A 25763-nucleotide genomic window follows, 5' to 3' on the forward strand; every position below is an offset into this window, starting at 1 on the left:
TTTTGTTTAAAGTTGCTTGATAAAGTCTAGTAGATGATGGGCGATCGCCCCCTTGCTGGCCTGGGGAATTGTCGCCTTGCGGCCTTCTTTATCGAGAAAAATCAGTTGATTGGTTTCACTGGCAAAACCGGAATTGGCTTGATCGACAGCATTGGCGGCGATCGCATCGAGATTTTTTCGTTGCAATTTAGCCAGGGCTGGGGCGGTAATTTCTCCCGTTTGGGCTGCAAAACCGATCATTTTTTGGTTGGAGCGTTTGGTTTGGCCCAGTTGGGCAGCAATGTCCGGAATTTCTTCGAGGGCAAGGCTTTGGGGCAGTTCGGCTTTAGCGAGCTTGTAGTCGTAATTGACTGTAGGCCGCACATCGCCGACCGCTGCACACAGAATGAGCCAATCGAATTGCTCTGCCTGGGACAACATTGCCCTTTCCATTTCGGCGGCGCTAGTAACAGAAAAACGGTTGATGTTTGGTAAATTTTCCAGCAAACGGCTTTCGATTGGCCCGTGGACGAGGGTGACCGTCGCTCCCCGGTAGGCTGCTGCCTCGGCGATCGCCAAACCCATTTTCCCCGTCGAAGGGTTGCCAATAAAGCGCACGGGGTCAAAATGTTCCCTGGTTCCCCCGGCGCTGACGAGAATTTTTTTGCCTGCGAGATCCGCTCGTCCCCGACTGTGGATCAGTGCTTGAACCGCTTTAATAATCTGCATGGGTTCTGCCATGCGTCCTTTTCCCTGGCGATCGCAGGCCAACAACCCACTATTTGGATCGAGGATATGATAGCGCTGATCCTGTTGGAGTCGCCGCCAATTGGACTGCACCGAGAGCTGTTGCCACATGTCCGTATTCATCGCCGGGGCAACTAAAACTGGGCAAGTGGAGGCCAAAATAATATTCGTCAGCAGCGTATCGGCCAACCCTAAACTCACTTTCGCGAGGGTATTCGCCGTTAGGGGGGCTAGCAAAATTAAATCTGCCCATTCTCCCAGGTCAATATGCACCGGTCGGGGGCGGTGGCTATCCCAAAAATCTTCGTCTGTATAGGCTGGGTGACGGCTGAGGGTGGCGACCGTGAGGGGCGTAATAAAACGTTGGGCCGAATCTGTCAGAACGACCCGCACCTCTGCCCCTGCCTGGAACAGTTGGGAAATGACTTCACAAACTTTGTAGGCCGCAATGCCCCCACTAATGCCGACGACAATCTTTTTTTCGTTGAGCATTTACGATTCGTCGTAGGCTTCGATGTCCAAGAGGTGCCAGTAGGGTTCGACTAATTCTTGTCGTTGAAAGGCGATCGCCCGCAACAAATGCCAATCCTGGAGGGCTTCAAAGGGAGTCCCATAATCGTCCTGTTCTAATCGTGCGGCGAGTTGAGCCACATCCGTTTCGTCCATGTGGGCGATTTCCTGGGGGGTTTTTGTTAAGACTGTCATAATAAGACCTCCCTGACGCTGCACGTTCTTTTAGGTTCTGTTCATTCTTTATTCTACTCTTAGAAATCCCCAAAACAATGGCCTGTCACCGTTCTTATTGTCGGCTTGATTTGTCGAGTAAACTAGACGTATCTTAAGGGGAGATTCTGTTCCCCAAGGAGTCAGCCTCCCATGTTAATTGAACCCAGCGTGTTGCGAGCTGCCCAGCAGATCTATAACCAATATGTTGCTGTTCATCCCGTGCGCTCCCAATATGTCACTGGGGTTTCGGTAAATCCCAAAACACTCCAGGGATTTGTCAGCTTTCGTGAACGGTCTATTCTCTTGCCCAGGGAAGTTTTCGTACCTGTCGAACAGCTGATGAGCTACGATGTCTGACGCTAAAAATCAGGCATTTACTTAGGGAACTGCCTTTGAAGAAAAAGTTTTAAGTGTCCGTTACTGACGTTTCGAGACGACAGTGATCGCCAGCACCACAGGCTTGTCGTTCTTCCCGGTTTTGGATCAAAGTGATTAAATCGGGGCGGCCCGTCAGTTGGAGACGATATTTCGCCCAGATGCCATAAACCCAATCGGCCAATTGCCCAATGCCAGGAAGTTTAGTGATGCCATAGACCCAGCCCATCCCCAGAACTTCGTAAACATACCGAAAAACCGCCACATTTTGGAGCACTGTCCCGTCGGGTAACACCCCATGAATCCGCTCCATCGCTGCCCGGAAAGTCACACCACCATGGCGACTGGGGTCGTAATCATCGGCTGCCACATCCACAAAGCAAATTAACCCACGGCCATTATCCTTGCGCCGCAGAAAGTTAACCTCCCGCAGACAAAGGGGGCATTGACCGTCATAGAGCAATTTAATTTTCCAGGATGGAGCGGAGGACATGGTGCAATTTTCGGGTAAAAGATTCAATCTATATTGTAAAGATTTTTTGCGGGTGCCTGGGGAATCACCAAAAGGGCGTTTTTAAGGCTGTGTTCTTTTGGCGATCACCCCAGTCTTTCACTCTCCAATTACCAAATAGAATCCCACCAAGCCTCATCTGTTGGCGTTGGGCCATTGGTTTCGATAAAGTCAACCTTGCGGCGAATGTCTGCTGGCTCCCAACCTGTCAACTTTGCCAGGGTTTGTACCGCCGCTTCCTGGCGCTGGTAGGTGCGCTCTCGGTAATCCTGGGCGGCACTACAAGTCATTTCCCCGCGATAGGGATGACGAATCACATAGCGTCCTTGGAAAAATTGACGATTGGCCGTTTCTTGGAAGCGCAGATCTTCTGGGAACTCGTCGCGACCATAGCGCACATGGAGTCTGGTGATAAATACCCTGGGTAAATATTGATCTTCATCCCAAAAAACTCCGGCCTGTTTAAGCTCTGCCTTCGTTAAATTAGGCGCAGAACAGGGATCACAACTGCTCATATCCCAGGCATATTCCAAGAAAATATCATCCCGGCCCTGACGCTGGTAATCTTGCTCAAACATGGTGGTATAAAAATCCCCAAACTCTGCTTCGACAAATTCAGGAATTTCCACATTCGAGGGAATTTTTACGGTGCGATAGTTGGTCACTTCCGCCTGGCCTTTAGGAGAAAGGATATAGACAATGAGATCCTGGGCTTGTTGGGCGTTCATCATCCCTAGGCGAATCGGCAGCATATATTTCGGTGATTCAAAAGCCATCATCAGGGGACGCAATTGGTTCACGCCGCTCCGGTCAAATTCTTCGAGGTTCACCTTGGCCACAAAAAACTTCAGCTTGTTGCGGATATAGGGCCGCAGTAACTCACTGGCCCCCTGGGGCAATTGGTAATCGTTTTGGCGTAACCAGGTTTCCAATCCATCGGATTCTTTGGCGCTGAGAATGAGGATGTCGTATTCGCCGACGCTAAATTGTTCCTCAATGGTGACTCCTAGATCGGCTGCTGTTTCGCGCATGGATTCTGCGGCCATGGGCATCGGCGGCCTCGCATTTTGTAGGAACCCAATGCCGTCATCAAACATCCGCACAGCACAAGGGTTTTCGTCGAAATATTCCACCAGCCGGGGGGCGCTAAAGTCATCAAGGCGTTTGATAATGCTTGCTTCGCCCACATGAACCTGTTCTTCTTTAAGAACGACGGGGACGGGCACCACCAGGGCAAAATCTGAGACTTCCCCTTCATAGTCGTTGGCCATGGTGAGTACGGTGCGATCGCCATCCCGGGCAATGATCACCTGGGATGCTTGGTTGTAGAGATCGGTATCGGCCTTGGCGACATAGAAACCACAGAAGGCCCAGGCGGGTTGGGTCAGTAGTAGTAAACCAATACAGGTTATGGCCAAACCGCGCAAATATTGCAGGATCGTTTTAAACATGATTTTCCTTAGATAACGGGGCGAGTTTGTAGGGTCAAAGAAGAATCGCCAATAGGGGCTTTCACCTGAGCTTTTTCTTGCCACTGGAACCGGGATGATCGCCAAATTTTATCGATCACAATGGTGCTGGGAGCCAGACAGAATAACGCCCAGAAAATTGCCGTCGAAGTATAGAGGCCATGTTGCAAAACAAAGGTGAGCAGGGCAATACTAATGGCCCAAAAAATTCGTCCTTGTTTCCCATTGGGGATCGAGCGCGGATCGGTCAGCATAAAAAATGCAAAGAGCAGCAATGAACCGCTGGTGAGCTGATGGGCAACTACATCCCAACTCCAGCCCAGCCAAAAGTTACGGAGAATCTCCAAACCGCCATAACTCCCTAGAAAAGCAATCGACGTATCCCAGCGACCAACTCGGTTGAGTACAAGGCCAGCCGCACTAAAAAATAGCAATAAATACCACCAATCAGTGCCCCATTGACCGGGAGAAACCCAAGCCCCATCTGTCCACAGGAGAGCCATAATGATGCCGAAATTGGCGGGGTTGAAAAAATGTTTTTCTTGATAACGAAATAAAAATTTACTGGCGATCGCCCCGACCGCTGCCCCCACTAAAACAAGGGGATGATTTACCCGCAGGAGCAGGGAAAGGCCCAAGCCAGTAATCGCCGCACTCCGCGCCCCGGAAATAAGTAGCGGTGACCATTGTAGAGGGGTTTCTTGTCGGCAACGGTAGGCTTGCCAAGCACTGAAGCTCCATTGGGTCAAAATACAGGTGGCGATCGCCAGCAAAACCCAGGTTAAATTTAACGTCCAGTCTCGCGTGTAAACTCCCAGCAGGAGAAACGTCGTCAGAATTGCAATTTGATAATCACGGGCATCACTGAAGGGCATTGAAAATCCTCCCTGACTAAGCAAGAAATAAGTTGCCTAAAGTATGAAAGACAAGTCCAGGGATGACGAAAAGGTTTCTTTTTTTGTAACAGAAAACCTTGAGACTTGTAGCAGTCGTAAACTAGAGTCAAAGCAGGATTCCAGGGGCTGTTTAATATTAAAAAATGTGAATTTGATTGACTAATAAATTTCTAGAGCGTCAAACACAATTGTCTCTGTGATCTTGCACCTGTGTGTAGGAGTATGAAAAAAAATGCAACTGAAAAAACTGTTTGTGCCACTGTTGGCGGGAATGTTGTTCCTGGGGGGAACCTCCGGGGCGATCGCCGAAGAACTATTGCGCACGATCACTGTCACGGGGCGCGGCGAAGAAGCCATTGCCACGAGTCTTTCTGAAGTACGCCTTGGGGTCGAGGTGCGGGGAGCGACGGCAACCCAAGTCCAGGCAGATATCGCCAAGCGCAGTAACCAAGTGGTGGATTTCCTCAAATCTAAAAACGTCGCCAAGCTCACCACCACGGGCATTAATCTCCAGCCGGAATATGATTACAACAATGGCGATCGCCGCCTCATCGGTTACTTGGCCACCAATACAGTGAGCTTTGAAGTGCCCACCGCCCAAGCCGGGAGCCTAATGGATGAAGCTGTCAAAGCCGGAGCAACCCGCATTGATGGAATTTCCTTCCGGGCCACCGAAGCCGCCCTCGCTGAAGCAGAAAAAACTGCCCTCGCTGAAGCCGCCCAGGATGCGCGCACCCAGGCCCAAACTGTCCTCGGTGCCTTGGGTTTGAGTCCCCAAGAAATTGTCCAAATCCAGGTCAATGGAGCGACGCCACCAACCCCCATTTTTAAAACCATGGATACGGCACGAATCGCCTTTGAAAGTGCAGCGCCTTCTCCGGTAGAAGGGGGTGAACAGACGGTGAATGCTTCCGTAACCCTGACGATTCGTTACTAACACCCTACTTTTTGGGCTAAATTACGCTTAAATCTAGGGGCGATCGCCTTGTGGAATAGGGGCGAAACTTGAGGGAATGTTAGATCTAATCAAACTTGCGGGACAACTGCCAGACATGGGGGCGCACCTCCAGGAACAGGCTGCCACGGGACGAGAACGAATCGAGCGGGGAATTTCTCTGCTCCGAGAAGCCCAGGCGGATTTCCAGACCCTCCAGGCCCACCAACAAACCTGGGGCGATCGCCTCATTTTTAACCATGGCATTCCCCTCGAACCCCTGGAGACTCGCGTTCCCATTTCGCCCCCTTCCCAAGCCCACACGGTTTTTGCCACGGATGGCTCCCAGATTGCCCCGTCCCACCACGAAATTGCCTACTGCTATTTGATTAATATTGGTCGGGTGATGCTCCATTACGGCCAAAGCTTGCACCCATTGCTGGATCATCTGCCGGAGATTTTTTATCGCAGCGAAGATCTGTACACCTCCCGCAAATGGGGCATCCGCACCGATGAATGGCTCGGTTATCGCCGTACCGCCTCCGAAGCTGAAGTGCTCGCTGAAATGGCCTGTAAATGGGTATTGCCCCCCGGTGCCCACGGCCATATTCCCAATGTGGCAATGGTGGACGGCTCTCTGGTCTATTGGTTTTTAGAAAATTTGCCCGCCGAAGCCCGCCAACAAATTCTCGAACCCCTCCTGGGAGCCTGGCAACAACTCCGGGAAACCCGCATTCCGCTGATTGGTTACATTAGTTCCACCCGCAGTGTAGAGGCGGTTCATTTCCTGCGACTCCAGGCTTGCCCCCACGACAAACCCGATTGTCAAAGCCATTGCCTCGACGGCGAAACCAAGGAACGTAAAGCAGAATTTCGCGAAACTCTTCCCTGCCAAACCATTGAACCGTTGCGGGATAGTACTCTTTTTGAGCAACTGTTGCAACCGGGCGATCGCAGTGGGCTTTGGCTCAGTCAGGCGCGCATTTTAAATCATTATCCAGAAGCGGATCAGGTTTGTTTTTGTTATCTCCACGTGGGAACAGAGGTGGCGCGGATCGAGATGCCCCGCTGGGTCGCGGCAGATCCTCAACTCCTCGATCAAACCCTAGGGATTGTCCTCGGCCAAGTGCAAAAGGGGTTTGGGTATCCCGTGGCGATCGCCGAAGCTCATAATCAAGCCGTGATCCGGGGTGGCGATCGCGCCCGATTTTTTGCGCTCCTCGAACAACAACTCCTCAAAGCAGGCTTGACTAATGTAGGTGTCTCTTACAAAGAAACTCGCAAGCGGGGTTCCGTGGCTTAAAGAGCATGCTCTCCCCCCACAAAGACTTTTCAGAAGAATTCTTAAGCTCCCCTAAGCCAGTCCCAATCCCCTATCGGAGAGCATACAATAAACAAGCATCAGCACTTTTGCCCCGGCAGGCACAATTGTCGTCACCATCACGTCGTGCATTCTGCCGCACTATTTTTCTTTTAGTCACTTCTGCGCGAACCGATAATGCCCGAAATGCCCGAAAACTCTCAATCTCCCGTTGAACCGACCCAGAAACCCAGTGGCACGGAGCAACAGCACGAAGAAAACCCCTGGGTAGAGACCATCAAGACCCTTGTGACCGCTGGTATTTTGGCCATTGGGATCCGCACTTTCGTCGCCGAGGCCCGCTACATTCCCTCCGAGTCGATGCTACCGACCCTAGAAGTGAACGATCGCCTAATCATCGAAAAAATTAGCTATCACTTCAAAAATCCCCAACGGGGCGATGTGGTGGTCTTTAACCCGACAGAAATCCTCCAGCAGCAAAACTATCGGGATGCTTTTATTAAGCGGGTGATCGGGATTCCCGGTGATACCGTACAAGTCAGTGGCGGCACCGTCTTTATCAATGGGGAAGCCCTCGAAGAAGACTACATCAACGAAGCCCCAGAATATGACTACGGCCCCGTGACGATTCCAGAAGATCATTACCTTGTCCTTGGCGATAACCGCAACAATAGCTATGACTCCCACTATTGGGGTTTTGTCCCCCGTGAAAAGCTTGTAGGGAAAGCCTTTATTCGTTTTTGGCCCTTTAATCGCGTGGGCATCCTCAACGAAGAGCCGCAATTTGCCGACGAAGAACCGATTACACCCTAGCGTCCCATCCCAGAGACCGCTAGGATATAGGGCGACTCCCTATCCCGGCAACCATGAGTGAACCATCCCCTTTGCTGCAAGCATCAGGTCTCCATAAAAGTTTCGGTGGCATCCGTGCGGTGCAAAATGCTTCGATTACGGTGCCCCGTGGACAGATTACGGGGTTGATTGGCCCCAATGGGGCGGGCAAAACGACGTTGTTTAATTTGCTCTCAAATTTTATTACGCCGGATCGGGGGACAGTCATTTTTAACGGCCAGGAAGTGCAGCATTTGCCGTCTCACCAGATTGCGGCACGGGGTTTTGTGCGTACCTTCCAAGTGGCGCGGGTGTTATCACGGTTATCGGTACTAGACAATATGTTGCTGGCAGCCCAACAGCAAACGGGGGAAAACTTCCTACGGGTGTGGCAACAGGGGAAAATTCGTCGCCAAGAAAAGGCGAATCGGGAAAAGGCGATCGCCATCTTAGAATCCGTCGGTCTAGGGGAAAAAGCCCAGGATTACGCTGGGGCTCTGTCGGGGGGACAACGCAAACTCCTGGAAATGGCCAGGGCATTGATGAGCGATCCCCAGTTAATTTTGTTGGATGAGCCTGCGGCGGGCGTGAATCCCACTTTGATCAACCAAATTTGTGAACACATTGTCCGCTGGAACCAACAGGGAATTTCCTTTTTGATCATTGAGCACAATATGGATGTGATCATGTCCTTGTGTAACCACATCTGGGTATTGGCAGAGGGGAGTAATTTGGCGGACGGAACCCCCGAAGATATCCAGTGTAATGAACAGGTTTTAGAGGCTTATTTGGGATCGTAATGCGCGTTTTATTAACAAATGACGACGGGATTGATGCCCCTGGGATTGCAACCTTACAAAAGGCGATCGCCCCCCACGCCAGAGAAGTAGTGACGGTGGCCCCCCAAACACAGATGTCGGAATGTGGCCATCGGTTTACGGTTTATGCGCCGATCCCGGTGGAGCAACGGACGAAAAATGCCTATGCCGTGGCAGGTACGCCAGCAGATTGTACACGCTTGGGTCTCACGCAGTTTGCGGCGGATGTTGATTGGGTGCTGTCGGGGGTGAATGCAGGGGGAAACCTCGGCGTGGATATTTACACTTCAGGGACGGTGGCGGCAGTGCGGGAAGCGACAATCCTCGGTAAGCGGGCGATCGCTTTTTCCCATTTCATCCAGCGGCCTTTAGAAATCGATTGGGATCTTGTCACCCACTGGACGGGAAAACTTTTAGCGCAATTATTGACCCAGGAACTGCCGGAAAAGCATTTTTGGAATGTGAATTTTCCCCATTTAACGGCAGACTCTGACCCGGAAATTATTTTCTGTGAGCGCAGCACTGACCCGATGCAAGTGCGCTATGAAGCGCGGGATCAACAGTTCCATTATGTCGGCTCCTACCCTGAGCGCCCCCGGGCCGCTGGTACCGATGTGGATGTTTGTTTTTCAGGAAATATTGCCGTAACCCAAATTTCGATCTAGAAAAGGGCATTAAACACGAGCTTCAGCAGCCACAGGGTCAACAAACCGCCCAAAAGAATCACCAAGGCGATCGCCCCTAAAATTAAAATCAGGGGACGCCAATCAATGGAGGCATTGTCGAGGTCAGTCTGGTCGGGCAAATCCTGTTCTAAAAGCTTTAAATTCGCCTCGTTGGCTTTCCAGGCCACATCAAAGAGATCGCCGGCCACGGGCACCGTCCCAACAACGCTATCCACAAGAAGATTGAGGGCCATTTTGACGAGGGTATCCTGTTTTGCCCCCAGTTTGGCCGCCTCGAAAATCACATAGCCAGAGAGAATCAAACTCAGGTAATCCCCCACCGCTGGCACCAAACCGATAATTGGATCGAGGCCGATTTTGTACTTTGTCCCCGGAATGGCGATCGCACTGTCGAGTAGCTTACTGAGGGTGCGGATGCGTTTTAACGTCTTCGGGTTCGGGGTTTTGGTGGCAGTCATGGGTCAGTGGGGAAAGCCAGAACATTGTGCAGCAGCCAGTGGAGCATGGTTTCAACGTCCCGCAGGATTAAGGGTCGATTGGCCGCCGTGAGCAGAGGCACATGGAGAAATAAGGCCCGTGCTTGAGATTGCTGCCGCTGGAGATGCTTTAACACTTGAAAATATAGCCCTTCACAGACAAATTTACCCGCATCGTCGCTAATCTCCGTAAATTCTAGGGGGGCCGTGAGGGCGCTGAGATCCAAGCGCGTTTGTAACTGCTGCCCCTGGTAAAAAGCTTGGGATTCTACCGTGAGGCGATCGCGTTTTTCGGCCATGCCACAGCAGAGCACCAGATCCGGCTGATAAGCGGCAATGGCTTGAATGGTTTTTGTAGAGGCGATCGCCGTTTCCACAGGCAGATGGTGCAGAAATAAAAAATCTGCAAAGGCTAACTGCTTCGCCTTAAGCTGACAGAGGAGATCATCCGAGGCATTGGAAGTGTGATGTTCTAGCCAGGGTTGAAAGGAGGTGAGTAAAATTTTGCCGCGCACGCGTTACGAATTACTAAGTCTGTCGAGGCTATATTGGGCTGCTTCTCGCACCTGGGGATGATCATCTTTGGCGAGGAACTTAACCGCCGCAAGACTCTTTTCACAAGGAAGTGCGCCTAGGGCTTCTGCGAGCCGTTGTCGTACTAGCCAATTGTCTGAGGAAACAAAGGTGACGAGGCGATCCACGGTTTCTACGGCACCAATTTCTCCCAGGGCGGCGATCGCTGCTTGTTCTAAAATGGCTTCCCCACTATCAAGGGCTTGAACCAGGGCATCCTTCGCTTCCGGACGACCGAGATTCCCTAAAGAAACCGCCGCACTAAAACGCACTAACCAAGAGGTATCTTCGTAAAAAGCCCGCAGCAGTGGTTTTAAAGCCCGCTCATCCTGGAGATACCCTAAAGCACCCGCTGCATCAGCCCGAATACCATAATCGCCGTCAGTTTCTAGCAGCTTAATCAAAATTGGATAGGACTCTTCTGTCTGCTTAATCCCCAGGGCAAAAACCGCCATCGAGCGAATTTGCAGCACCTCATCATCTAATACTTTTTTAATGAGGGGCATCGCTTCTAGGGGGGCTACATCCCGCAATTGGGCCAGGGCAATCATGCGATCCTTGGAGTTTTCACTTTCGAGTTGTTGGGAAAGTGTCGCTAAGCTGGGGTGAGACATAACCAAATTTTGTAAAAGTTCTTAATAAAATTGTAATCAAGATTCTCAGGATTTTTCAATAAACCATGACCCATCCCCTCAATCCGGTGTTGTTAATCCATGGCTTTTTAGACCGCCACACTGTGTTTAAACCTTTAACCCGGTACCAATGAGGGGCATCGCTTCTAGGGGGGCTACATCCCGCAATTGGGCCAGGGCAATCATGCGATCCTTGGAGTTTTCACTTTCGAGTTGTTGGGAAAGTGTCGCTAAGCTGGGGTGAGACATAACCAAATTTTGTAAAAGTTCTTAATAAAATTGTAATCAAGATTCTCAGGATTTTTCAATAAACCATGACCCATCCCCTCAATCCGGTGTTGTTAATCCATGGCTTTTTAGACCGCCACACTGTGTTTAAACCTTTAACCCGGTACCTTGGTCAACAAGGTTGGGAGATTCATGCCCTTGATTTACAACCCAATGATGGCCGCCAGGCACTGCCCATTTTAGCTAGCCAAATTGAAACCTATGTCCACCAACATTTTGGCGCGAGCCAACGGTTCGATCTCGTGGGATTTAGTATGGGGGGCATTGTGACCCGTTACTATTTGCAACGGCTCGGCGGCAATCAACGGGTAGAACGTTATGTGAGTATTTCGGCCCCCAATAATGGCACGTTATCAGCCTATGGTTTGCCCTTTCCGGGGATTCGTCAGATGCGCCCGGATAGTGACTTGCTTCAGGATTTGAACCGTGATGTGGCCACTGCCCTAGAACCTGTAAAAGTCACTTGGCTATGGACTCCCTTTGATCTCATGATTCTCCCCGCCAAGAGCACGAAGCTCCCCATTGGCAAAGGTGTGCAGTTACCCGTACCTTTACATCCTTGGATGTTGTCTGACCCCCGTGCCCTTAAGGCGATCGCCAAGGCATTGCAGCAATAGCAAACCTCAAAGCGTATGTCGTTCTGGTTGGTAGGATTGAATCGCTCGCATATACTGTGCCCGTTCAAAGGCACTTTCATCGGGACAATTGACCTGACTCATGCTACCCCGCAGTTGATCAAGGGATAGATATTCATGTTCTTCGAGCCACTGCACCATTTCCGTTTCAATGGTTTCAATGTGATGAATACCATGGCGTAATAAAGTTGCCACTAAGGCCGTCACCTTTGCCCCCGCCATTAACATTTTGATCGCATCGGTTCCCCGTTGAATGCCGCTGGTCGCCGCAAAATCCACATCTAAACGCCCATAAAGCATCGCAATCCAGCGCATCGGCAGACGCATATCCAACGGGCTACTGAGGATTAAATTCGGGGTGACTTCGAGGTTTTCGATATCAATATCCGGCTGATAAAAACGGTTAAATAAAACTAAGCCACTCGCCCCATTATCAACTAGCCGTTTCGCCATATTTGCCATGTTGCTAAAGAACGGACTCAGCTTTACGGCAACGGGAATATTTAAATTTTCCCGCACTGTCCGCACGATTTGAATATATTCATACTCCACCTCTGAACCGTTTTTATTAATATCCGTTGGGACATAATAAATGTTCAATTCAATGGCATCGGCACCGGCTTGTTCCATCAGTTTGGCGGTGTGTTCCCATTCCCCTTGGTGGGAACCGTTGAGGCTGGCAATAATCGGCATATCGACGGCGGATTTAGCAGTCCGAATATGTTCTAAGAGACCATTTATAAAGTAAATCTTTAGGAAACTAGCCGACGCAACATCAGACGACTCATGGAAGCATAAATCCCTGCCTCCGACACTTCTGATAATTGCTCATAGTCTTTACTAAGGCGACGATAATAATTCAACCAACCAAATGTACGTTCAACAATCCAACGCTTCGGGAGTACCATGAATTCTTTACTGTTTCTGCTAATCACTTCCACCTTGGCTTGCACCATTAACCAGAGACTTAAGGCAAAGCGTCCTCCTCGATATCCAGCATCTACCCACATCAACCGCAATCGCTTCAACATCTGCTGTTGCTGCTCCCTTAGCTCCATCACTGCAGCAAGGGCAAAGGTTCGTTCTGAGCTATTTCCCTCGGAGACCATCACTTTGTAAAGTAACCCTAAACTGTCGACTAGCAAGTTTCTCCGTCTTCCTTTGACCTGTTTCCCGCCATCGAAGCCATAGACATCGCCCTTTTTTCTGTCGTCTTGACCGATTGGCTATCGGCAATCAGGACGCTAGGTTCTGGGGTTTTCCCCACTGCTTGACGGCAGCGAGTCCGCAAAGCATGGTTGATGTTTTCCCAAACTCCCTGCCTCTGCCATTTGCGATAGTAGTAGTACACCGTGGAGGAGGGAGGAAAGTCCTTGGGCAGATAGGCCCATTGACAACCGGTTTTGAGGAGATAGAAAATCCCATTGCAGACCTGTCGCATATCAGTAGTACGTGGATGACCGCCGGACTTTGGAGCAGGAATCAAGGGTTCTAGTAAAGCCCATTCTGCATCGGTCAGGTCACTGGGGTAAGAAGCTTGAGACATTGGTGCTATTCTCCTGTGTCGTTACGCTTATGCTTGACCTTAACGACTTCACGGGCAAAAATCCTGTTCTCTTTATCTTTACTTTATAAACACCCTCTAAATAGGTTTCAACACCTACATGGAAAACATCGGAAGCATTCTCTGGGAAATAATTTAAGGCTTCGGCAAAGGAGTCCGTTCCATAGGTGAAGTGATGGTGCAATTCGAGTTTTTCTTTGCGAATTTGTTCTTCAAACAGGGAATGTAAAACGACGGCTCCGGCTCCGGCATCCTCCATCCGTTTAATGTTATCGATGTCCTCAGTTAAGGGAGCGGCTGCACCAACAATTAATGGCGATCGCAGGGTCAGACCTAAATATTGTGTGGTTAAATCCATGGTGGTTCTCCGGTAGGTTAATGGTTTTACATCCCCTAAATCCCCCTGAAGTAAGGGGGACTTGAGGCGTTAGGCTTCGGGACGGTTGGCAAGGTATTCGTACATCCGCCAACGGGTATCGACATCGCTCTGGGCTTGTTTGAGCAGTTCCTTCGCCGCTTGGGGTTTGGTCATGGTGAGCATCTTGAAGCGATTTTCTTTGTACATGGAGCTTTCGACGCTGCCTTTGGGGGTACGGCTATCGAGTTGGAGGGGGTTTTTACCTTCTGTTTTGAGGTCGGGGTTATAGCGGTACAGTAGCCAGCGTCCGCTTTCGACGAGTTCTTTTTGGTGACTCATGGTGGTTTGCATATTGATACCGTGGGCAATGCAGTGGCTGTAGGCGATGATCAGGGAGGGGCCTTCGTAGGCTTCGGCTTCGAGGAAGGCTTTCAGGGTGTGTTCGTCTTTGGCTCCCATGGCAACGGAGGCGACATACACATTGCCGTAGGTCATGGCGATTAAACCGAGGTCTTTTTTCGGGGCGGGTTTCCCACCAGCGGCGAATTTGGCAACGGCGGCGCGGGGGGTCGCTTTGGAGGATTGTCCGCCGGTGTTGGAATAAACCTCGGTGTCCATCACCAAAATGTTGATATTTTTCCCGCTGGCGATCGCATGATCGAGACCCCCAAACCCGATGTCATAGGCCCAACCGTCCCCACCGACGATCCAGACGGATTTTTTCACGAGGTAATCGGCGAGAGACGCTAGCTGTTTCGCATCGGGGGAATTGAGGCTTGCGAGTTTATTTTTCAGTTCTCGCACCCGTTGCCGTTGTTCCCAAATGTCGGCTTCATCAGCTTGGCTGGCATTTAACAATTCACCGACAAAACTATCACCAAGTTCACCGCTTAAGCGTTGTAATAATTCCGCCGCAAATTGGGCTTGTTTATCGATAGAAAGACGGAAGCCTAAACCGAATTCGGCGTTATCTTCAAACAGAGAATTCGACCAAGCGATGCCCCGACCTTCGGCATTGGTGGTGTAGGGGGTGGTCGGTAAGTTGCCGCCATAGATGGAGGAACAACCCGTCGCATTGGCAATCACTGTGCGATCGCCAAACAGTTGGGACACCAATTTAATGTAGGGAGTTTCACCGCAGCCCGCACAAGCACCAGAAAATTCAAAGAGCGGCTCCTGTAATTGTTGTTCACGAATTTGATTGAGTTTTAATTCGCGCCGTTCCGGCAAGGGCAAACTGAGGAAGTAATCCCAATTCGTTCTTTCCTGTTCCCGTAGGGGCAATTGTTCCACCATATTGATTGCTTTCTTGGCGGGTTGTGCCTTATTTTTTGCCGGACAAACATCCACACAAACGCCACAGCCGGTACAGTCTTCCGGAGCCACCTGAATCGTGAATTTCTGCCCCGAAAAATTCTTGTCCTTCGCATCAATGGATTTAAAACTTTCCGGCGCATTTCCTAATAGATTGGGTTCATAAATTTTGGCGCGGATCGTCGCGTGGGGACAGACCATCACACATTTACCGCATTGAATACAAACCTCTGGATCCCACTCTGGAATGAATTGGGCAACGTTGCGTTTTTCCCATTTAGAGGTCCCCGTCGGATAAGTGCCATCGCAGGGTAGACAACTCACCGGCAGGCGATCGCCTTCTTTGATCAGCATCGGTGCTTGGACATTGCGCATAAAGTCGGGCGCATTGGGGGAAACGGCGGGAGGTTTACGGATCGGGCTATTTGCCTCGCCAATCTTGACCTCAAATAAATTCGCCAAGGTGTTATCCACCGCCTGAATATTCATGGTGACCACATCCGCGCCTTTCTTGCCGTAGGTCTTCTGGATATATTCCTTAATTTTGGCGATCGCCTCCTCTTTTGGCAGGACACCAGAGAGAGCAAAGAAACAGGTTTGCATCACCGTATTAATTCTTCCGCCCATGCCACTTTCCCGGGCCACCTTATTCGCATTAATCACATAGAATTTTAAATTTTTGCGAACAATTTGTTCCTGCACCTCAAGGGGCAATTGATCCCACACTTGATCCGGAGCATAGGGACTATTTAAAAGAAAAATTGAACCATCCTTTGCACCACTCAGCACATCTAATTTTTCGAGGAATAACCATTGGTGACAGCCCACAAAATTCGCCTGATTAATTAAATAGGTGGAGCGAATTAAATTGGGGCCAAAGCGCAGATGGGAAACCGTCACTGCCCCTGATTTTTTCGAGTCATAGACAAAATAACCCTGGGCATAATTATCCGTTTCTTCTCCAATAATCTTGATCGAATTTTTATTCGCGCCCACGGTTCCATCGGAACCTAAGCCATAAAACATCGCCCGTACCACGCTATCCGGCTCACTAGAGAAACTCGGATCATAGGCAAGGGAAGTGTGGCTAACATCATCATTAATGCCAACGGTGAAGTGATTCTTGGGTTTAGCTTGATTTAATTCATCAAAAATCCCCTTTACCATCGCCGGGTTAAACTCTTTAGAAGACAAACCATAACGTCCCCCAACAACTTTCGGTATTGTGCCTTCCCAAGCTTCCATCAACGCCGACACCACATCTAAATAGAGCGGTTCACCATTCGCACCGGGTTCCTTCGTGCGGTCTAAAACCGCAATTTTTTCGACGGTTTTCGGTAACGCCGCAATTAATGCCGATCCATCAAAGGGACGATATAAACGCACTTTTAAAACGCCAACTTTTTCCCCTTGGGCATTGAGGTGATCCACCGTTTCATGGACGGTTTCACAACCGGAACCCATCAGCATAATCACCCGTGTCGCATCCGGCGCGCCCACATATTCAAACAATTTGTAAGCGCGTCCCGTCAGTGCCCCAAAGCGATCCATCATTTCCTGCACAATGGCACTGCATTTGTCATAGAACGGATTCACCGATTCCCGCGCTTGGAAAAAGACATCGGGGTTCTGGGCTGTGCCGCGCACCACTGGATGATCGGGGGTTAAGGCTCTGGCGCGATGGGCAAATACATCCTCATCGTCGATCAAATCCCGTAAAACGGATTCATCGAGTAATTCAATTTTTTGAATTTCGTGGGAGGTGCGGAACCCGTCAAAGAAGTGAATGAAGGGTACACGGGCTTTCATGGTTGCCGCTTGGGCAATCAACGCCATATCGTGGGCTTCCTGCACTGAAGCGGACGACAACAGGGCAAATCCCGTCCCCCGCACAGACATCACATCGGAGTGATCGCCAAAAATGGAGAGGGCTTGGGCCGCAACAGAACGGGCGGCGACATGGATCACCGCTGAGGTTAATTCCCCCGCAATTTTGTAGAGGTTGGGGATCATTAACAGTAGCCCTTGGGAGGCGGTGAAGGTTGTCGTTAAAGAACCCGTTTGCAGTGCGCCGTGGACAGCTCCGGCAGCGCCACCTTCACTCTGCATTTCGATGATGCTGGGCACGGTTCCCCAGAGATTTGGCTGTCCTTGGGAGGCCCAGGCATCGGCCCATTCGCCCATCGGTGAAGCGGGGGTGATGGGATAAATGGCAATGACTTCGTTTAATTTGTAAGCAACTTTGGCGACGGCTTCATTCGCATCGAGGGTGGCAATTGTGTTAGTAGCCATAATCTCAAAATTCTAATGTTTTGCTGGTGACTGGGTGGAAATCGTAGGTGATGATCTGTTTTGTGAGTCGAGGCAGTGGAAAAAGTGATTGATGTTGGCTATTTTTTGAGCCTGATACTTTGTTGACTTTAACAACAAAATGCTTGCTAAAAGTTATAAGAAAAAATAGAATTTGATTGGTCTGATCCGGAAAATCAAGGAAATATTTACACTTCTAATTTTAGAGACATTTCTTGCTGTCTTGGGTTGTTCTGCTGTAGAAAATGATAAAAATCAGTGAAGGTTTAAATTTCGTTGAAATCCTAGGGGAAGCTAAATAAGAAAAGTTATTTTTTACTTTTTTTTGTAACGATCTTGGGCATGGTTTTGGTGCCAACTTTTTTAGTAGAGATTGATTATGACACCTTCGGCAATAGAGGAAAAACTGTCGGTGGTTGGCCAAGAAGCTGGGCCTATTGCCAGCATAAAAATCTCGTCGGTTTAGCGATCGCCCACGAGAATTCAAAGAATTAAAGAATTACCTAGGAAAATTGGCCTTGGGCTGAGGTTTTCGCGCGTAAACCCCAACCTTTCGCCTATACCTAGTCAATCTAGAAGATTGTTGAGATTTCAATCTCAACGTCCATTTGGTTGGTTAAAGCAAAGGACTAAAACACAAGTAATAATCAAACCAAGAAGAAGAACCATTACAGAAATATCTGTGGAAGTATCCCAATTAGAGTCTTTTTCGACGTTGGGAGGACGTACAGGATAGACTGGATAAGCAGCAAAAACATTAATCAATCCAGAATCTTTTGGAATTTCCCAAAATGCTAGATTATTGCCAGCAGGAAAGATATAAGAGTGATTAGTAACCATAAAGCTGTACTTTGAGACGAAGAAATGGTTATTGCCGAGGATAAAGAGGCCCTGGCAAAGAGTAAGTAGATCGCCACTAAGGAAAACGGTTTAGTTCATGCTCATCGCTGTGGCGATCGCCCTCTTGATCTTTAGCAGGTAGAAACTGAGATATCTCCCGATGAGAAATAGGCGCAGTCACCATCGGAGACATAGGAACCGTAGCCCCCAGCCCCACCGGTGCTGTAGTAGGAATCATAGCCGCTAGAATCATTCCCATAGCTGCCGTCGTAATTATTACTGCCAGCGCCAAGGTAACCTTGCACCGTGTAATCGCCTGCATAGCCCCACGCACCAGTGTAGTAATCCAGCCAGTAACTCCCCGCAGGAATCGAGCCGCCAGCCAGATACTCAAGGATCATCAAATCTTCGCCCTGGATATATTCGCCATTGACATAGACCTGGGCTTTTACGGGGATCGAGGCACCCGCGAGCAGGAGAAGAGAAGACAAGACCGTCAGAGAAACTTTTTTCAGAAACATGGAACAAACCTCCCGTGAGGGAAAACTAGAAAAGTTAGAGACTGAAGCATTCTGGAACGATTAGGTCAGGTTGCTGGGGATAAGTAGTGGCCACAAAATTTTACTGATGCAGTTTGTCTAAATTTTTGACGCTCACCCTGGATTTATTATCTACTGATGTTTGAATTTTTCAGCGGTCTTTAGCCTTACATTTCCCCCAAGCTGCCGTAATCCTCAGTGCAAATAAGCCATAGAGAAACTTTATTATCTAGGCTTTTTCCATGAAGGTTTTCTCATGGAATCTTCACCAGGGGTTTAGGGAAGCGGGTCAAGATATCCATAATCGTCAAGAATCTGGCGATCAATGTCGAGGTCAGATCCCAAAGGAGAGGTCTTTGCCCATGGAACCCGCCCAACGACAACGGAATGTTCAATGGCGATCGCCCCAGGGAATCTCTAGCCCAACCTCTGTTTCTGGGAAACAAGCTCCCCGATCTAGGCCGTCAGCTCCTCGCCACCGCATCGTGCTATATTCCCACGACACCATGGGCTTGGGTCACAAACGGCGTAATGTGTTGATTGCGCAGACCCTACAACGATCAGTCTTGCCCCTGGATATTTTGCTCATCAGTGGCATGGGCGATGGCAATGAAGGGCTTGCTACTGCGGGGATTGATTGTTTAAGTTTGCCAGCCTTGAAAAAAAGCCGGGATGGTTCCTATCGGGCGCGTCATTTAGCTTTGCCGTTACGGGACATCATTGAGTTGCGATCGCAGCTAATTTTAAACGCCGTTCAACAATTTCAACCGGATGTTTTCATCGTCGATAATGTCCCCAGGGGAGCGGAACGGGAACTAGACCCCAGCCTGGAATACATCCGGAAGCAGCCCCAGATGCGCTGTGTTTTGGGGCTAAGGGATGTGTTGGACGACCCGGCAGCGGTGCGGCGAGATTGGCAACGGGCGGACAACGAAACGGCCATTCGTCGCTACTATGATGCGGTGTGGATTTACGGCGATCCCCAGGTTTACGATCTGCGGCGAGAATATGATTTTTCCCCAGAGGTGGTCGCAAAAATGCTGCCCCTCGGTTATTTCAATCAATGCGATCGCCTCCAGTATTTAGGGCAACCCTGGCAAGAAACCTTAAAAGCATGGGATTTACCAGCCCAGTTCGTCCTCGGTGCGGTGGGTGGCGGCCAAGATGGGGAAACCCTGGCGATCGCCTTTGCCCAAATTCCCTTCACCGCCGAAAATCCGGGGGTGCTACTCATGGGGCCTTTTATGCCGGAGTCCGTGCGCCAAACCCTAGGGGCGATCGCCCAACATAATCCCCACCTGACGATCCTTCCCTACTGTCCTGAACCGACGATTCTCATGGCCGCCGCCGAACGGGTGATTGCCATGGGCGGCTACAATACCACCTGTGAAATTCTTTCCTTCCAGAAACCCGCTTTGATTATTCCCCGGATAAAACCCCGCCAGGAACAATGGCTGCGGGCGACCCGTTTAAAAAAATTAGGTCTGGTGGACGTGCTCCATCCCCACCAGGTTAATCCTCAGAATCTAGTGGCTTGGCTCCGTTGTGATCCAAAATCCCCCAAGTGTAGTGCTGGTCTTAATCTCCAGGCCACCGAACAATTGCCCCTCCTTTTAGCTCAGATGCTCAAGACTTCTAGCGGTTTTACTGCCCAAGCTTCCTAGTCCATCATCTTATTTTTATTATTTGTTCAATGTGCCATGGCCATTGCCTACGTTGTTAAACGCTATCCCCGCTATTCAGAAACTTTTATCGTCAATGAAATTCTCGCCCACGAAGCAGCGGGTTTAGACATCAAAATTTTTGCCCTGCGGCCCCCGGTGGATAGTCATTTTCAAGACAAAATTGCCAGGGTCAAAGCCCCTGTCACCTACATTCAAAAACCCAGCCAAGGGCGATCGCACCCCGATTTATTGGGGCAAAATCCCACCGCCGCCAGTTACCTCTGGGCAGAAATCCAAGCTACCGCCGCCCTGATCCCCGACCTCTGGGAAAAATTAGCCTACGCCGCCGGAGAACGCTCCAGTGTTCTGTACCAAGCCCTCTGGCTCGCCCAAGCCGTCCGCCACCAGGGGATCACCCATCTCCATGCCCATTTTGCCAGCGTCACCACCAGCGTTACCCGGTTAGCGGCCCATTTTGCCGGGGTTCCCTACAGCTTTACGGCCCACGCAAAAGACATTTTCCACGAGAGCGTCGATCCGGCAGATTTTAGCCGCAAACTCCAAGATGCCTGCGCTGTGGTGACTGTCAGTGACTATAACCGTGCCTATTTACAGCAGCAGTATGGGGAAGTAGCAACTAAGGTCAAACGCATTTACAACGGCATGGATTTAACGGAACTTCCCTACCAACCCCATTTAGAAAATCCACAGCCACCGTTAATTTTGTCGGTGTCGCGCCTCGTGGAAAAGAAGGGCTTGACCTATCTGATCGCCGCCTGTGATCTGCTGCGCCGTTGGGGTTGCGAGTTTCACTGTCACATCGTGGGGAGTGGCCCCCTAGAAACGACATTGCGATCGCAAATTGCCCAGCACCAACTAGAACCTTGGGTGGAGATCATTGGCCCCAAACCCCAGGGAGAAGTATTTCAACTCCTAAAACAGGCGACAGTTTTCGCCGCTCCCTATGTCATTGGGAAAGATGGCAATCGGGACGGTTTACCTACAGTTTTGTTAGAGGCGATCGCCTTGGGGACTCCCTGCGTGGCAACGGACGTCACAGGAATTCCCGAAATTATTCAACACCAGGAGACAGGGTTGCTGGTGGCCCAAAATGATCCAGAACAACTCGCCAAAGCCCTCCAAATTCTTTTAAACCAAACGGATTTACGGCACCACTTCGCCCAGGCAGCCCGCCAGCGTTTAGAACAAGCCTTTGATCTCCAGCGCAATGCCGCCCAACTCCGCCAACTGTTCCACCAAGGGGAGGCCCAACGATGAAAATTGCCTATGTCTGCGCCGATCCAGGCATTCCGGTCTTTGGCTGTAAAGGGGCCTCGATCCATGTGCAAGAGATGATCCGTGCCTTTCAGAACCAGGGAGCAACGGTAACGCTGTTTGCCGCGAGGCTTGGAGGTGAACCGCCCGCAGATTTGGCCGATTTACCCGTTTACTGCTTGCCCAAAGTGCCCAAAGGAGATCTGGCAAGCCGTGAGCAGGGACTCTTTCAACAAAATCAGACATTGCAAAATTTATTAACCCAGGCATCTCCCTACGATCTCGTCTATGAACGTTATTCCCTCTGGAGCCAGGCGGGGATGACCTCTGCGCGAAACTGGCAGATTCCCGGCATTTTAGAAGTGAATGCACCCCTAATTGAAGAACAGGCCACCCACCGGGGTTTAATAGACCGGGATTTAGCATTGCAGGTCGCAGCGACAGCCTTTGGGAAAGCAACGGCTTTAATCGCCGTGTCCGAGGGGGTGAAGGCCTATTTACGGCAATGGGTGCCGGGCGATCGCCTTTTTGTGCTGCCCAATGGCGTGAATCCAGACCGATTTTCGGATGTTTTCAAGCCGTCCGCCGCAAAGCCGTTTACGGTGGGTTTTGTGGGTTCCCTCAAGCCTTGGCATGGCCTAGATTGCCTCATTGAAGCCTTTGCCCAACTGCGACAAACTGTCCCGGAAGCCCAGTTGTTGATCGTCGGCGATGGCCCCCAACGGCAAGTCCTTGAACAGGCGATCGCCCAGCGCAAGTTAACGGCCCAGGTGCAATGGACAGGTGCCGTGGCTCCAGAGGCCGTCCCCCACTGGTTGGGGCAAATGAGCGTGGCGGTTGCCCCCTATCCCGCCAGTGAAAATTTTTATTTTTCCCCCCTCAAGGTGGTGGAATACATGGCGGCGGGGTTGCCCGTGGTAGCGAGTTGCATCGGTCAACTGCCGGACATTATTGACGATGGCGTGACGGGGATTTTATATCCACCGGGGGAAGTAACAGCCCTGGCCCAAGCCCTCGAACATCTTTGGCGATCGCCCCAGTACCGGGAACAGTTAGGTCTGGCTGCCCGTGGTTTCGTGCTTAAACACCATACCTGGGATCATATTGCCGCCCAAATTTTGGCGATCGCCAAAGCCTCGTTTTTTAACGTTAAGGTTAAAAGTTAGAAAAATATGCACCGTGCCTCCCCCATGACCCAAGCTGTCCCTGGCCTCTGGGCTGTAATCACCACCTTTTGGCCCCAAATTCGTGCCCAGTGGCGACTCTTGCTAGTGGCGATGGTGACTTTACTGGCGGATGTGGGGTTACGGCTATTGGAACCCTGGCCCCTCAAGCTGCTCATTGATGGGGTGCTGATTCCGGCTCAAACTCAACCGACCCTGGCTTTTCTCGGCTTTACAAATCTCGATCCGGTTTGGCTCTTGGTTTTCATTGCTGCCGGGGTGATCGTCATTGCCGTCAGTCGGGCGATCGCCACCTATTGGAATACCGTCAGTTTGGCGATCGTCGGTAGTCGCGTCATGGCCCAGGTGCGGGATCAACTGTACAGTCATTTGCAACGGCTTTCCCTGCGCTACCACTACCAAGCCCGCAGTGGTGACCTGATTATCCGCGTCAGTAGCGATGCGAACCGTCTCCAGGAAATTTTGCTCACGGCGGCGTTGCCCCTGGTGGTTAGCCTGTTAACCCTGGGGGGAATGCTTGGGGTAATGGCCTGGCTTGACTTGAAACTCACCTTCTTATCCCTCGTGACTTTTCCGCTGTTTTGGTTTGCTGCCAGCCGTTTAAGTACCAAAATTCGCCGTGCTTCCCTCACCCAACGCCACCGGGAAGGGGCCGTCGCCGCCACCGCCGCTGAATCCCTCGCCGCGATTAAACTGGTGCAAGCCCTTTCCCTAGAGCAAGCCTTTGCGGATCTTTTTAGTCGCCAGAACCAACAGAGCCTCCAGGAGAGTATTGCAACCAAACGATTGGCCGCAAACCTAGAGCGGGTGGTGGATGTGTTGATTGCCCTAGGTACGGCCTTGGTGATGGGCTATGGGTCACATCTGGTGATCGAAGATGCCCTCACGCCAGGAACAGTTTTGGTGTTTTTAACCTATCTGCGCAATGCCTACAAACCCGTGCAAAATTTTGCGAAATATACTGGGCGTCTGGCAAAGGCGGCGGCTTCGGGGGAACGGATTTTAAATATTTTGGCGGAAACCCCCGATATTCAAGACAAACCAGGGGCGATCGTCGCGCCGTCTCTCCGGGGGGTGATTGAATTTAAAAATGTCTCCTTTGGCTATCATCCCGACCAAGGAATTCTTAAGGGGCTAAATTTAACGGTGCAACCCGGCGAAAAAATTGCCCTCGTTGGTGCTTCCGGCAGTGGAAAATCGACGCTTCTCAGTTTGTTGTTGCGCCTCTATGACCCAACAGCGGGAAAAATTCTTATCGATGGTCAGGATCTGCGGGATTATCAACTGACGAGCTTACGGAACCAAATGGCGGTGGTGTTGCAGGAGAGTTTACTGTTTGCGGCAACGATCCGGGAAAATATCGCCTATGGCATCGAGGACGCAACGATGGCGGATATCGAGGCAGCGGCCCGTTTAGCCAATGCCCATGACTTTATCTTGCAACTGCCCCAGGGCTACGACACAGTGGTGGGGGAACGGGGCACAACCCTCTCCGGTGGACAACGGCAACGGTTGGCGATCGCCAGGGCCGCCATACGACAAACCCCCATTTTGATCCTGGATGAACCCACCAGCGGTTTGGATAAAGTCAATGAACAGTTGGTTTTTGAAGCCCTAGAACGGTTAGCAGAAAATCGCACCACCTTTCTCGTCACCCATAACCTCCAGTTGGCGATCGCCGCCGACCAAATCCTTTACCTCGATCAGGGGCAAATCCGAGAACAGGGCACCCACGCCGAATTACTGGCTCGTCAGGGCGTCTATGCCGACCTTTTCCAACGGCAAACCCTCGCAACCGTCACCAAATCCTTGGGGCGTTAACCATGGCAGAAATTTCCTCTGATCCAAAAATGCCCTGGCTACCGTTTGTCCTCGATCCCCAGTTAGCCCAGCCGCATTTCATTACCATTTTTCCCACTGTACGGAGGGTGATCAAGGCCGAACTGCTACGCCATAAAATCGGACGCCGGGCCTTGATTGCTTACCACCTGGAAACCGACGCAGGGGAACAGATTATCCTTGGTAAAATTCGCGCCAAGGGCACAGATTACAAAAGTTATGGCTACCAGCGAGCATTATGGGAAAACGGCTTCCACGGGGATAGTGAAGATGGCTTATCGGTGCCGGAACCTCTCGGTATTGTTGAACCCTGGCGGATGTGGCTCCAACGGTGGGTGCCTGGTCAACCGGCAACAAAGTTACTGCCTACTCAGTCAGGTTTGCCGGAAAAAATTGCCGACCTCGCCCACAAAATCCACACCTATTCCGTACCCACCCCAAAGACCCATACCATTGCTGACGAATTACAAATTCTTGGCGATCGCCTCCGGGATTTTGCCCACCAGCAACCCCAATGGCAAACACAAATTCAGCACTTTATTGCCCAGAGTGAACGGCTAGGACAAAGCTTAGAACAGCATCCCCGCCCCTCAACAACAATTCACCGGGATTTTTACCCTGACCAAATTTTGGTAGATGGCGATCGCCTCTGGTTGGTGGATCTCGACCTCTATTGTCAGGGAGATCCCGCCGTTGATCTGGGGAATTTCATCGCCCACATGACCGAGCAGAGCCTCCGCACCTGGGGTGATCCCAATGCCATGTTCAGTCAGGAACACGCTTTAAAGGCAGCTTTTTTGGCAAAACACCCCCCAGAAAGCTCCCATCTGAGTCAAGCTATTGATATCTACGCTAACCTCACTCTCCTGCGGCATATTGCCATTAGTTGGCGTATTCTAGAGCGTCGCCCGAATATTCCCACCCTGATCGAACTTTGTGGCGATCGCCTTGCCGAACAACTGCAACAGGTTAGATGAGA

At 50.7% G+C, this 25763-nt stretch carries 26 protein-coding genes and 2 pseudogenes; 13 read left to right on the forward strand and 15 right to left on the reverse strand.

Features of this window, described 5'->3' with window-relative positions:
* Positions 1-6: 6 nt before the first annotated feature.
* Positions 7-1218 carry a bifunctional phosphopantothenoylcysteine decarboxylase/phosphopantothenate--cysteine ligase CoaBC gene (gene coaBC / locus FEK30_RS11325; RefSeq protein ID WP_138073241.1) on the reverse strand — a complete coding sequence of 404 codons (1212 nt, stop codon included), beginning with the start codon at positions 1216-1218 and terminating at the stop codon, positions 7-9.
* Positions 1219-1431, reverse strand: coding sequence for a protein IsiD (gene isiD / locus FEK30_RS11330; protein ID WP_012307042.1), 213 nt, complete (start codon positions 1429-1431; stop codon positions 1219-1221).
* Positions 1432-1602: 171 nt separating this feature from the next.
* Between isiD and FEK30_RS11335 the strand changes: the two genes are divergently transcribed.
* Positions 1603-1809: a hypothetical protein gene (locus FEK30_RS11335; protein ID WP_012307043.1), complete on the forward strand. Its 207-nt coding sequence runs from the start codon at positions 1603-1605 to the stop codon at positions 1807-1809.
* A 49-nt stretch (positions 1810-1858) separates the two neighbouring features.
* Here the strand turns inward: FEK30_RS11335 and FEK30_RS11340 are convergent, their stop codons facing one another.
* The 3 genes from FEK30_RS11340 to FEK30_RS11350 all read right to left on the reverse strand — a co-directional run bounded on the left by FEK30_RS11340 (position 1859) and on the right by FEK30_RS11350 (position 4682).
* Positions 1859-2320, reverse strand: a complete 462-nt coding sequence (locus tag FEK30_RS11340) for a thiol-disulfide oxidoreductase DCC family protein (protein WP_138073242.1) — start codon at positions 2318-2320, stop codon at positions 1859-1861.
* A gap of 128 nt (positions 2321-2448) precedes the next feature.
* Positions 2449-3789, reverse strand: a complete 1341-nt coding sequence (locus tag FEK30_RS11345) for a DUF2330 domain-containing protein (RefSeq protein ID WP_138073243.1) — start codon at positions 3787-3789, stop codon at positions 2449-2451.
* Positions 3790-3797: 8 nt separating this feature from the next.
* A complete protein-coding gene (locus tag FEK30_RS11350) occupies positions 3798-4682 on the reverse strand; it encodes an RnfABCDGE type electron transport complex subunit D (protein WP_138073244.1) in 885 nt (294 codons plus the stop codon).
* A gap of 253 nt (positions 4683-4935) precedes the next feature.
* On the opposite strand from FEK30_RS11350, the gene FEK30_RS11355 reads away from it, so the two are divergent.
* From FEK30_RS11355 to surE, 5 genes are all read left to right on the forward strand, one after another.
* The gene (locus tag FEK30_RS11355) at positions 4936-5640 is read left to right on the forward strand and encodes an SIMPL domain-containing protein (RefSeq protein ID WP_065716399.1); all 705 of its coding nucleotides are present in this window, start codon (positions 4936-4938) and stop codon (positions 5638-5640) included.
* A gap of 76 nt (positions 5641-5716) precedes the next feature.
* Complete coding sequence (locus FEK30_RS11360) at positions 5717-6940, forward strand: DNA double-strand break repair nuclease NurA (RefSeq protein ID WP_138073245.1); 1224 nt, start codon at positions 5717-5719, stop codon at positions 6938-6940.
* A gap of 204 nt (positions 6941-7144) precedes the next feature.
* Complete coding sequence (lepB, locus tag FEK30_RS11365; protein WP_138073797.1) at positions 7145-7771, forward strand: signal peptidase I; 627 nt, start codon at positions 7145-7147, stop codon at positions 7769-7771.
* A 53-nt stretch (positions 7772-7824) separates the two neighbouring features.
* Entirely contained in the window at positions 7825-8589 is a 765-nt protein-coding gene (locus tag FEK30_RS11370; protein WP_012307050.1) for an ABC transporter ATP-binding protein, read from the forward strand.
* Positions 8589-9272, forward strand: a complete 684-nt coding sequence (gene surE, locus FEK30_RS11375; RefSeq protein WP_065710656.1) for a 5'/3'-nucleotidase SurE — start codon at positions 8589-8591, stop codon at positions 9270-9272. The genes FEK30_RS11370 and surE overlap by 1 nt, the downstream gene beginning before the upstream one ends.
* Here the strand turns inward: surE and FEK30_RS11380 are convergent.
* The 4 genes from FEK30_RS11380 to FEK30_RS11400 all read right to left on the reverse strand — a co-directional run bounded on the left by FEK30_RS11380 (position 9269) and on the right by FEK30_RS11400 (position 11223).
* A complete protein-coding gene (locus FEK30_RS11380; protein WP_138073246.1) occupies positions 9269-9751 on the reverse strand; it encodes a DUF4112 domain-containing protein in 483 nt (160 codons plus the stop codon). The genes surE and FEK30_RS11380 overlap by 4 nt on opposite strands.
* A complete protein-coding gene (locus FEK30_RS11385; protein ID WP_138073247.1) occupies positions 9748-10284 on the reverse strand; it encodes a pyroglutamyl-peptidase I family protein in 537 nt (178 codons plus the stop codon). The genes FEK30_RS11380 and FEK30_RS11385 overlap by 4 nt, the downstream gene beginning before the upstream one ends.
* Positions 10285-10287: 3 nt before the next feature.
* Positions 10288-10956: a HEAT repeat domain-containing protein gene (locus tag FEK30_RS11390; RefSeq protein ID WP_065710659.1), complete on the reverse strand. Its 669-nt coding sequence runs from the start codon at positions 10954-10956 to the stop codon at positions 10288-10290.
* A 126-nt stretch (positions 10957-11082) separates the two neighbouring features.
* Positions 11083-11223 (reverse strand): hypothetical protein, encoded by a 141-nt coding sequence (locus tag FEK30_RS11400; protein ID WP_255447862.1) that lies wholly within the window; start codon positions 11221-11223, stop codon positions 11083-11085.
* Between the two features lie 65 nt (positions 11224-11288).
* Here FEK30_RS11400 and FEK30_RS11405 point away from each other — a divergent pair, with 65 nt between their 5' ends.
* The gene (locus tag FEK30_RS11405; RefSeq protein WP_138073248.1) at positions 11289-11879 is read left to right on the forward strand and encodes an esterase/lipase family protein; all 591 of its coding nucleotides are present in this window, start codon (positions 11289-11291) and stop codon (positions 11877-11879) included.
* Positions 11880-11885: 6 nt separating this feature from the next.
* Here the strand turns inward: FEK30_RS11405 and FEK30_RS11410 are convergent.
* From FEK30_RS11410 to nifJ, 4 genes and pseudogenes are all read right to left on the reverse strand, one after another.
* Positions 11886-12626, reverse strand: a pseudogene (locus tag FEK30_RS11410) (dihydroorotate dehydrogenase-like protein); the annotation flags it as partial.
* Between the two features lie 23 nt (positions 12627-12649).
* Positions 12650-13443 (reverse strand): IS5 family transposase gene (locus tag FEK30_RS11415; protein WP_138073045.1). Its coding sequence is split into 2 segments (ribosomal slippage): positions 12650-13110 and positions 13110-13443, totalling 795 coding nucleotides; the frame shifts between segments, so codons are not numbered across the junction.
* 76 nt (positions 13444-13519) lie between these two features.
* Positions 13520-13819, reverse strand: a pseudogene (locus FEK30_RS11420) (dihydroorotate dehydrogenase-like protein); the annotation flags it as partial.
* A gap of 69 nt (positions 13820-13888) precedes the next feature.
* Entirely contained in the window at positions 13889-17425 is a 3537-nt protein-coding gene (gene nifJ / locus FEK30_RS11425) for a pyruvate:ferredoxin (flavodoxin) oxidoreductase (protein ID WP_138073249.1), read from the reverse strand.
* Positions 17426-17794: 369 nt separating this feature from the next.
* Here nifJ and FEK30_RS16775 point away from each other — a divergent pair, with 369 nt between their 5' ends.
* Positions 17795-17938, forward strand: coding sequence for a hypothetical protein (locus FEK30_RS16775; RefSeq protein ID WP_168191145.1), 144 nt, complete (start codon positions 17795-17797; stop codon positions 17936-17938).
* Positions 17939-18040: 102 nt separating this feature from the next.
* Here FEK30_RS16775 and FEK30_RS11430 read toward each other — a convergent pair whose 3' ends face one another.
* Together FEK30_RS11430 and FEK30_RS11435 are read right to left on the reverse strand one after the other, a co-directional pair.
* Positions 18041-18283 carry a hypothetical protein gene (locus tag FEK30_RS11430; protein ID WP_138073250.1) on the reverse strand — a complete coding sequence of 81 codons (243 nt, stop codon included), beginning with the start codon at positions 18281-18283 and terminating at the stop codon, positions 18041-18043.
* A gap of 131 nt (positions 18284-18414) precedes the next feature.
* Positions 18415-18804 carry a hypothetical protein gene (locus FEK30_RS11435; protein WP_012307058.1) on the reverse strand — a complete coding sequence of 130 codons (390 nt, stop codon included), beginning with the start codon at positions 18802-18804 and terminating at the stop codon, positions 18415-18417.
* Positions 18805-19064: 260 nt separating this feature from the next.
* Between FEK30_RS11435 and FEK30_RS11440 the strand changes: the two genes are divergently transcribed.
* Genes FEK30_RS11440 through FEK30_RS11460 form a run of 5 tightly spaced genes read left to right on the forward strand, consistent with a single transcriptional unit; the run spans position 19065 to position 25761 of the window.
* Entirely contained in the window at positions 19065-20486 is a 1422-nt protein-coding gene (locus FEK30_RS11440) for a glycosyltransferase family protein (protein WP_255447864.1), read from the forward strand.
* 36 nt (positions 20487-20522) lie between these two features.
* A complete protein-coding gene (locus FEK30_RS11445) occupies positions 20523-21764 on the forward strand; it encodes a glycosyltransferase family 4 protein (RefSeq protein ID WP_138073252.1) in 1242 nt (413 codons plus the stop codon).
* Positions 21761-22927 (forward strand): glycosyltransferase family 4 protein, encoded by a 1167-nt coding sequence (locus tag FEK30_RS11450; RefSeq protein WP_138073253.1) that lies wholly within the window; start codon positions 21761-21763, stop codon positions 22925-22927. The genes FEK30_RS11445 and FEK30_RS11450 overlap by 4 nt, the downstream gene beginning before the upstream one ends.
* Before the next feature lie 24 nt (positions 22928-22951).
* Positions 22952-24766, forward strand: coding sequence for an ABC transporter ATP-binding protein (locus FEK30_RS11455; protein ID WP_255447865.1), 1815 nt, complete (start codon positions 22952-22954; stop codon positions 24764-24766).
* A 2-nt stretch (positions 24767-24768) separates the two neighbouring features.
* On the forward strand, positions 24769-25761 hold the full coding sequence (locus FEK30_RS11460) for a phosphotransferase family protein (RefSeq protein WP_138073255.1): 993 nt from the start codon (positions 24769-24771) through the stop codon (positions 25759-25761).
* The last annotated feature ends 2 nt before the right edge of the window (positions 25762-25763 follow it).

The sequence above is a fragment of the Picosynechococcus sp. PCC 11901 genome (genome assembly GCF_005577135.1).
Classification (GTDB): Bacteria; Cyanobacteriota; Cyanobacteriia; order Cyanobacteriales; family MRBY01; genus MRBY01.

Excerpts from the sequence above, each read along its gene's own strand:
- surE (WP_065710656.1), top strand. The coding sequence starts at position 8,589 with ATGCGCGTTTTATTAACAAATGACGACGGGATTGATGCCCCTGGGATT.
- FEK30_RS11345 (WP_138073243.1), bottom strand. The coding sequence starts at position 3,789 with ATGTTTAAAACGATCCTGCAATATTTGCGCGGTTTGGCCATAACCTGT.
- FEK30_RS11360 (WP_138073245.1), top strand. The coding sequence starts at position 5,717 with ATGTTAGATCTAATCAAACTTGCGGGACAACTGCCAGACATGGGGGCG.
- FEK30_RS11440 (WP_255447864.1), top strand. The coding sequence starts at position 19,065 with ATGAAGGTTTTCTCATGGAATCTTCACCAGGGGTTTAGGGAAGCGGGT.
- FEK30_RS11405 (WP_138073248.1), top strand. The coding sequence starts at position 11,289 with ATGACCCATCCCCTCAATCCGGTGTTGTTAATCCATGGCTTTTTAGAC.
- nifJ (WP_138073249.1), bottom strand. The coding sequence starts at position 17,425 with ATGGCTACTAACACAATTGCCACCCTCGATGCGAATGAAGCCGTCGCC.
- FEK30_RS11340 (WP_138073242.1), bottom strand. The coding sequence starts at position 2,320 with ATGTCCTCCGCTCCATCCTGGAAAATTAAATTGCTCTATGACGGTCAA.
- FEK30_RS11435 (WP_012307058.1), bottom strand. The coding sequence starts at position 18,804 with ATGTTTCTGAAAAAAGTTTCTCTGACGGTCTTGTCTTCTCTTCTCCTG.
- FEK30_RS11390 (WP_065710659.1), bottom strand. The coding sequence starts at position 10,956 with ATGTCTCACCCCAGCTTAGCGACACTTTCCCAACAACTCGAAAGTGAA.
- FEK30_RS11460 (WP_138073255.1), top strand. The coding sequence starts at position 24,769 with ATGGCAGAAATTTCCTCTGATCCAAAAATGCCCTGGCTACCGTTTGTC.
- FEK30_RS11380 (WP_138073246.1), bottom strand. The coding sequence starts at position 9,751 with ATGACTGCCACCAAAACCCCGAACCCGAAGACGTTAAAACGCATCCGC.
- FEK30_RS11355 (WP_065716399.1), top strand. The coding sequence starts at position 4,936 with ATGCAACTGAAAAAACTGTTTGTGCCACTGTTGGCGGGAATGTTGTTC.
- FEK30_RS11445 (WP_138073252.1), top strand. The coding sequence starts at position 20,523 with ATGGCCATTGCCTACGTTGTTAAACGCTATCCCCGCTATTCAGAAACT.
- isiD (WP_012307042.1), bottom strand. The coding sequence starts at position 1,431 with ATGACAGTCTTAACAAAAACCCCCCAGGAAATCGCCCACATGGACGAA.
- FEK30_RS11370 (WP_012307050.1), top strand. The coding sequence starts at position 7,825 with ATGAGTGAACCATCCCCTTTGCTGCAAGCATCAGGTCTCCATAAAAGT.
- FEK30_RS11350 (WP_138073244.1), bottom strand. The coding sequence starts at position 4,682 with ATGCCCTTCAGTGATGCCCGTGATTATCAAATTGCAATTCTGACGACG.
- lepB (WP_138073797.1), top strand. The coding sequence starts at position 7,145 with ATGCCCGAAAACTCTCAATCTCCCGTTGAACCGACCCAGAAACCCAGT.
- FEK30_RS11335 (WP_012307043.1), top strand. The coding sequence starts at position 1,603 with ATGTTAATTGAACCCAGCGTGTTGCGAGCTGCCCAGCAGATCTATAAC.
- FEK30_RS11430 (WP_138073250.1), bottom strand. The coding sequence starts at position 18,283 with ATGGTTACTAATCACTCTTATATCTTTCCTGCTGGCAATAATCTAGCA.
- coaBC (WP_138073241.1), bottom strand. The coding sequence starts at position 1,218 with ATGCTCAACGAAAAAAAGATTGTCGTCGGCATTAGTGGGGGCATTGCG.
- FEK30_RS11400 (WP_255447862.1), bottom strand. The coding sequence starts at position 11,223 with ATGTCTCACCCCAGCTTAGCGACACTTTCCCAACAACTCGAAAGTGAA.
- FEK30_RS11455 (WP_255447865.1), top strand. The coding sequence starts at position 22,952 with ATGACCCAAGCTGTCCCTGGCCTCTGGGCTGTAATCACCACCTTTTGG.
- FEK30_RS11450 (WP_138073253.1), top strand. The coding sequence starts at position 21,761 with ATGAAAATTGCCTATGTCTGCGCCGATCCAGGCATTCCGGTCTTTGGC.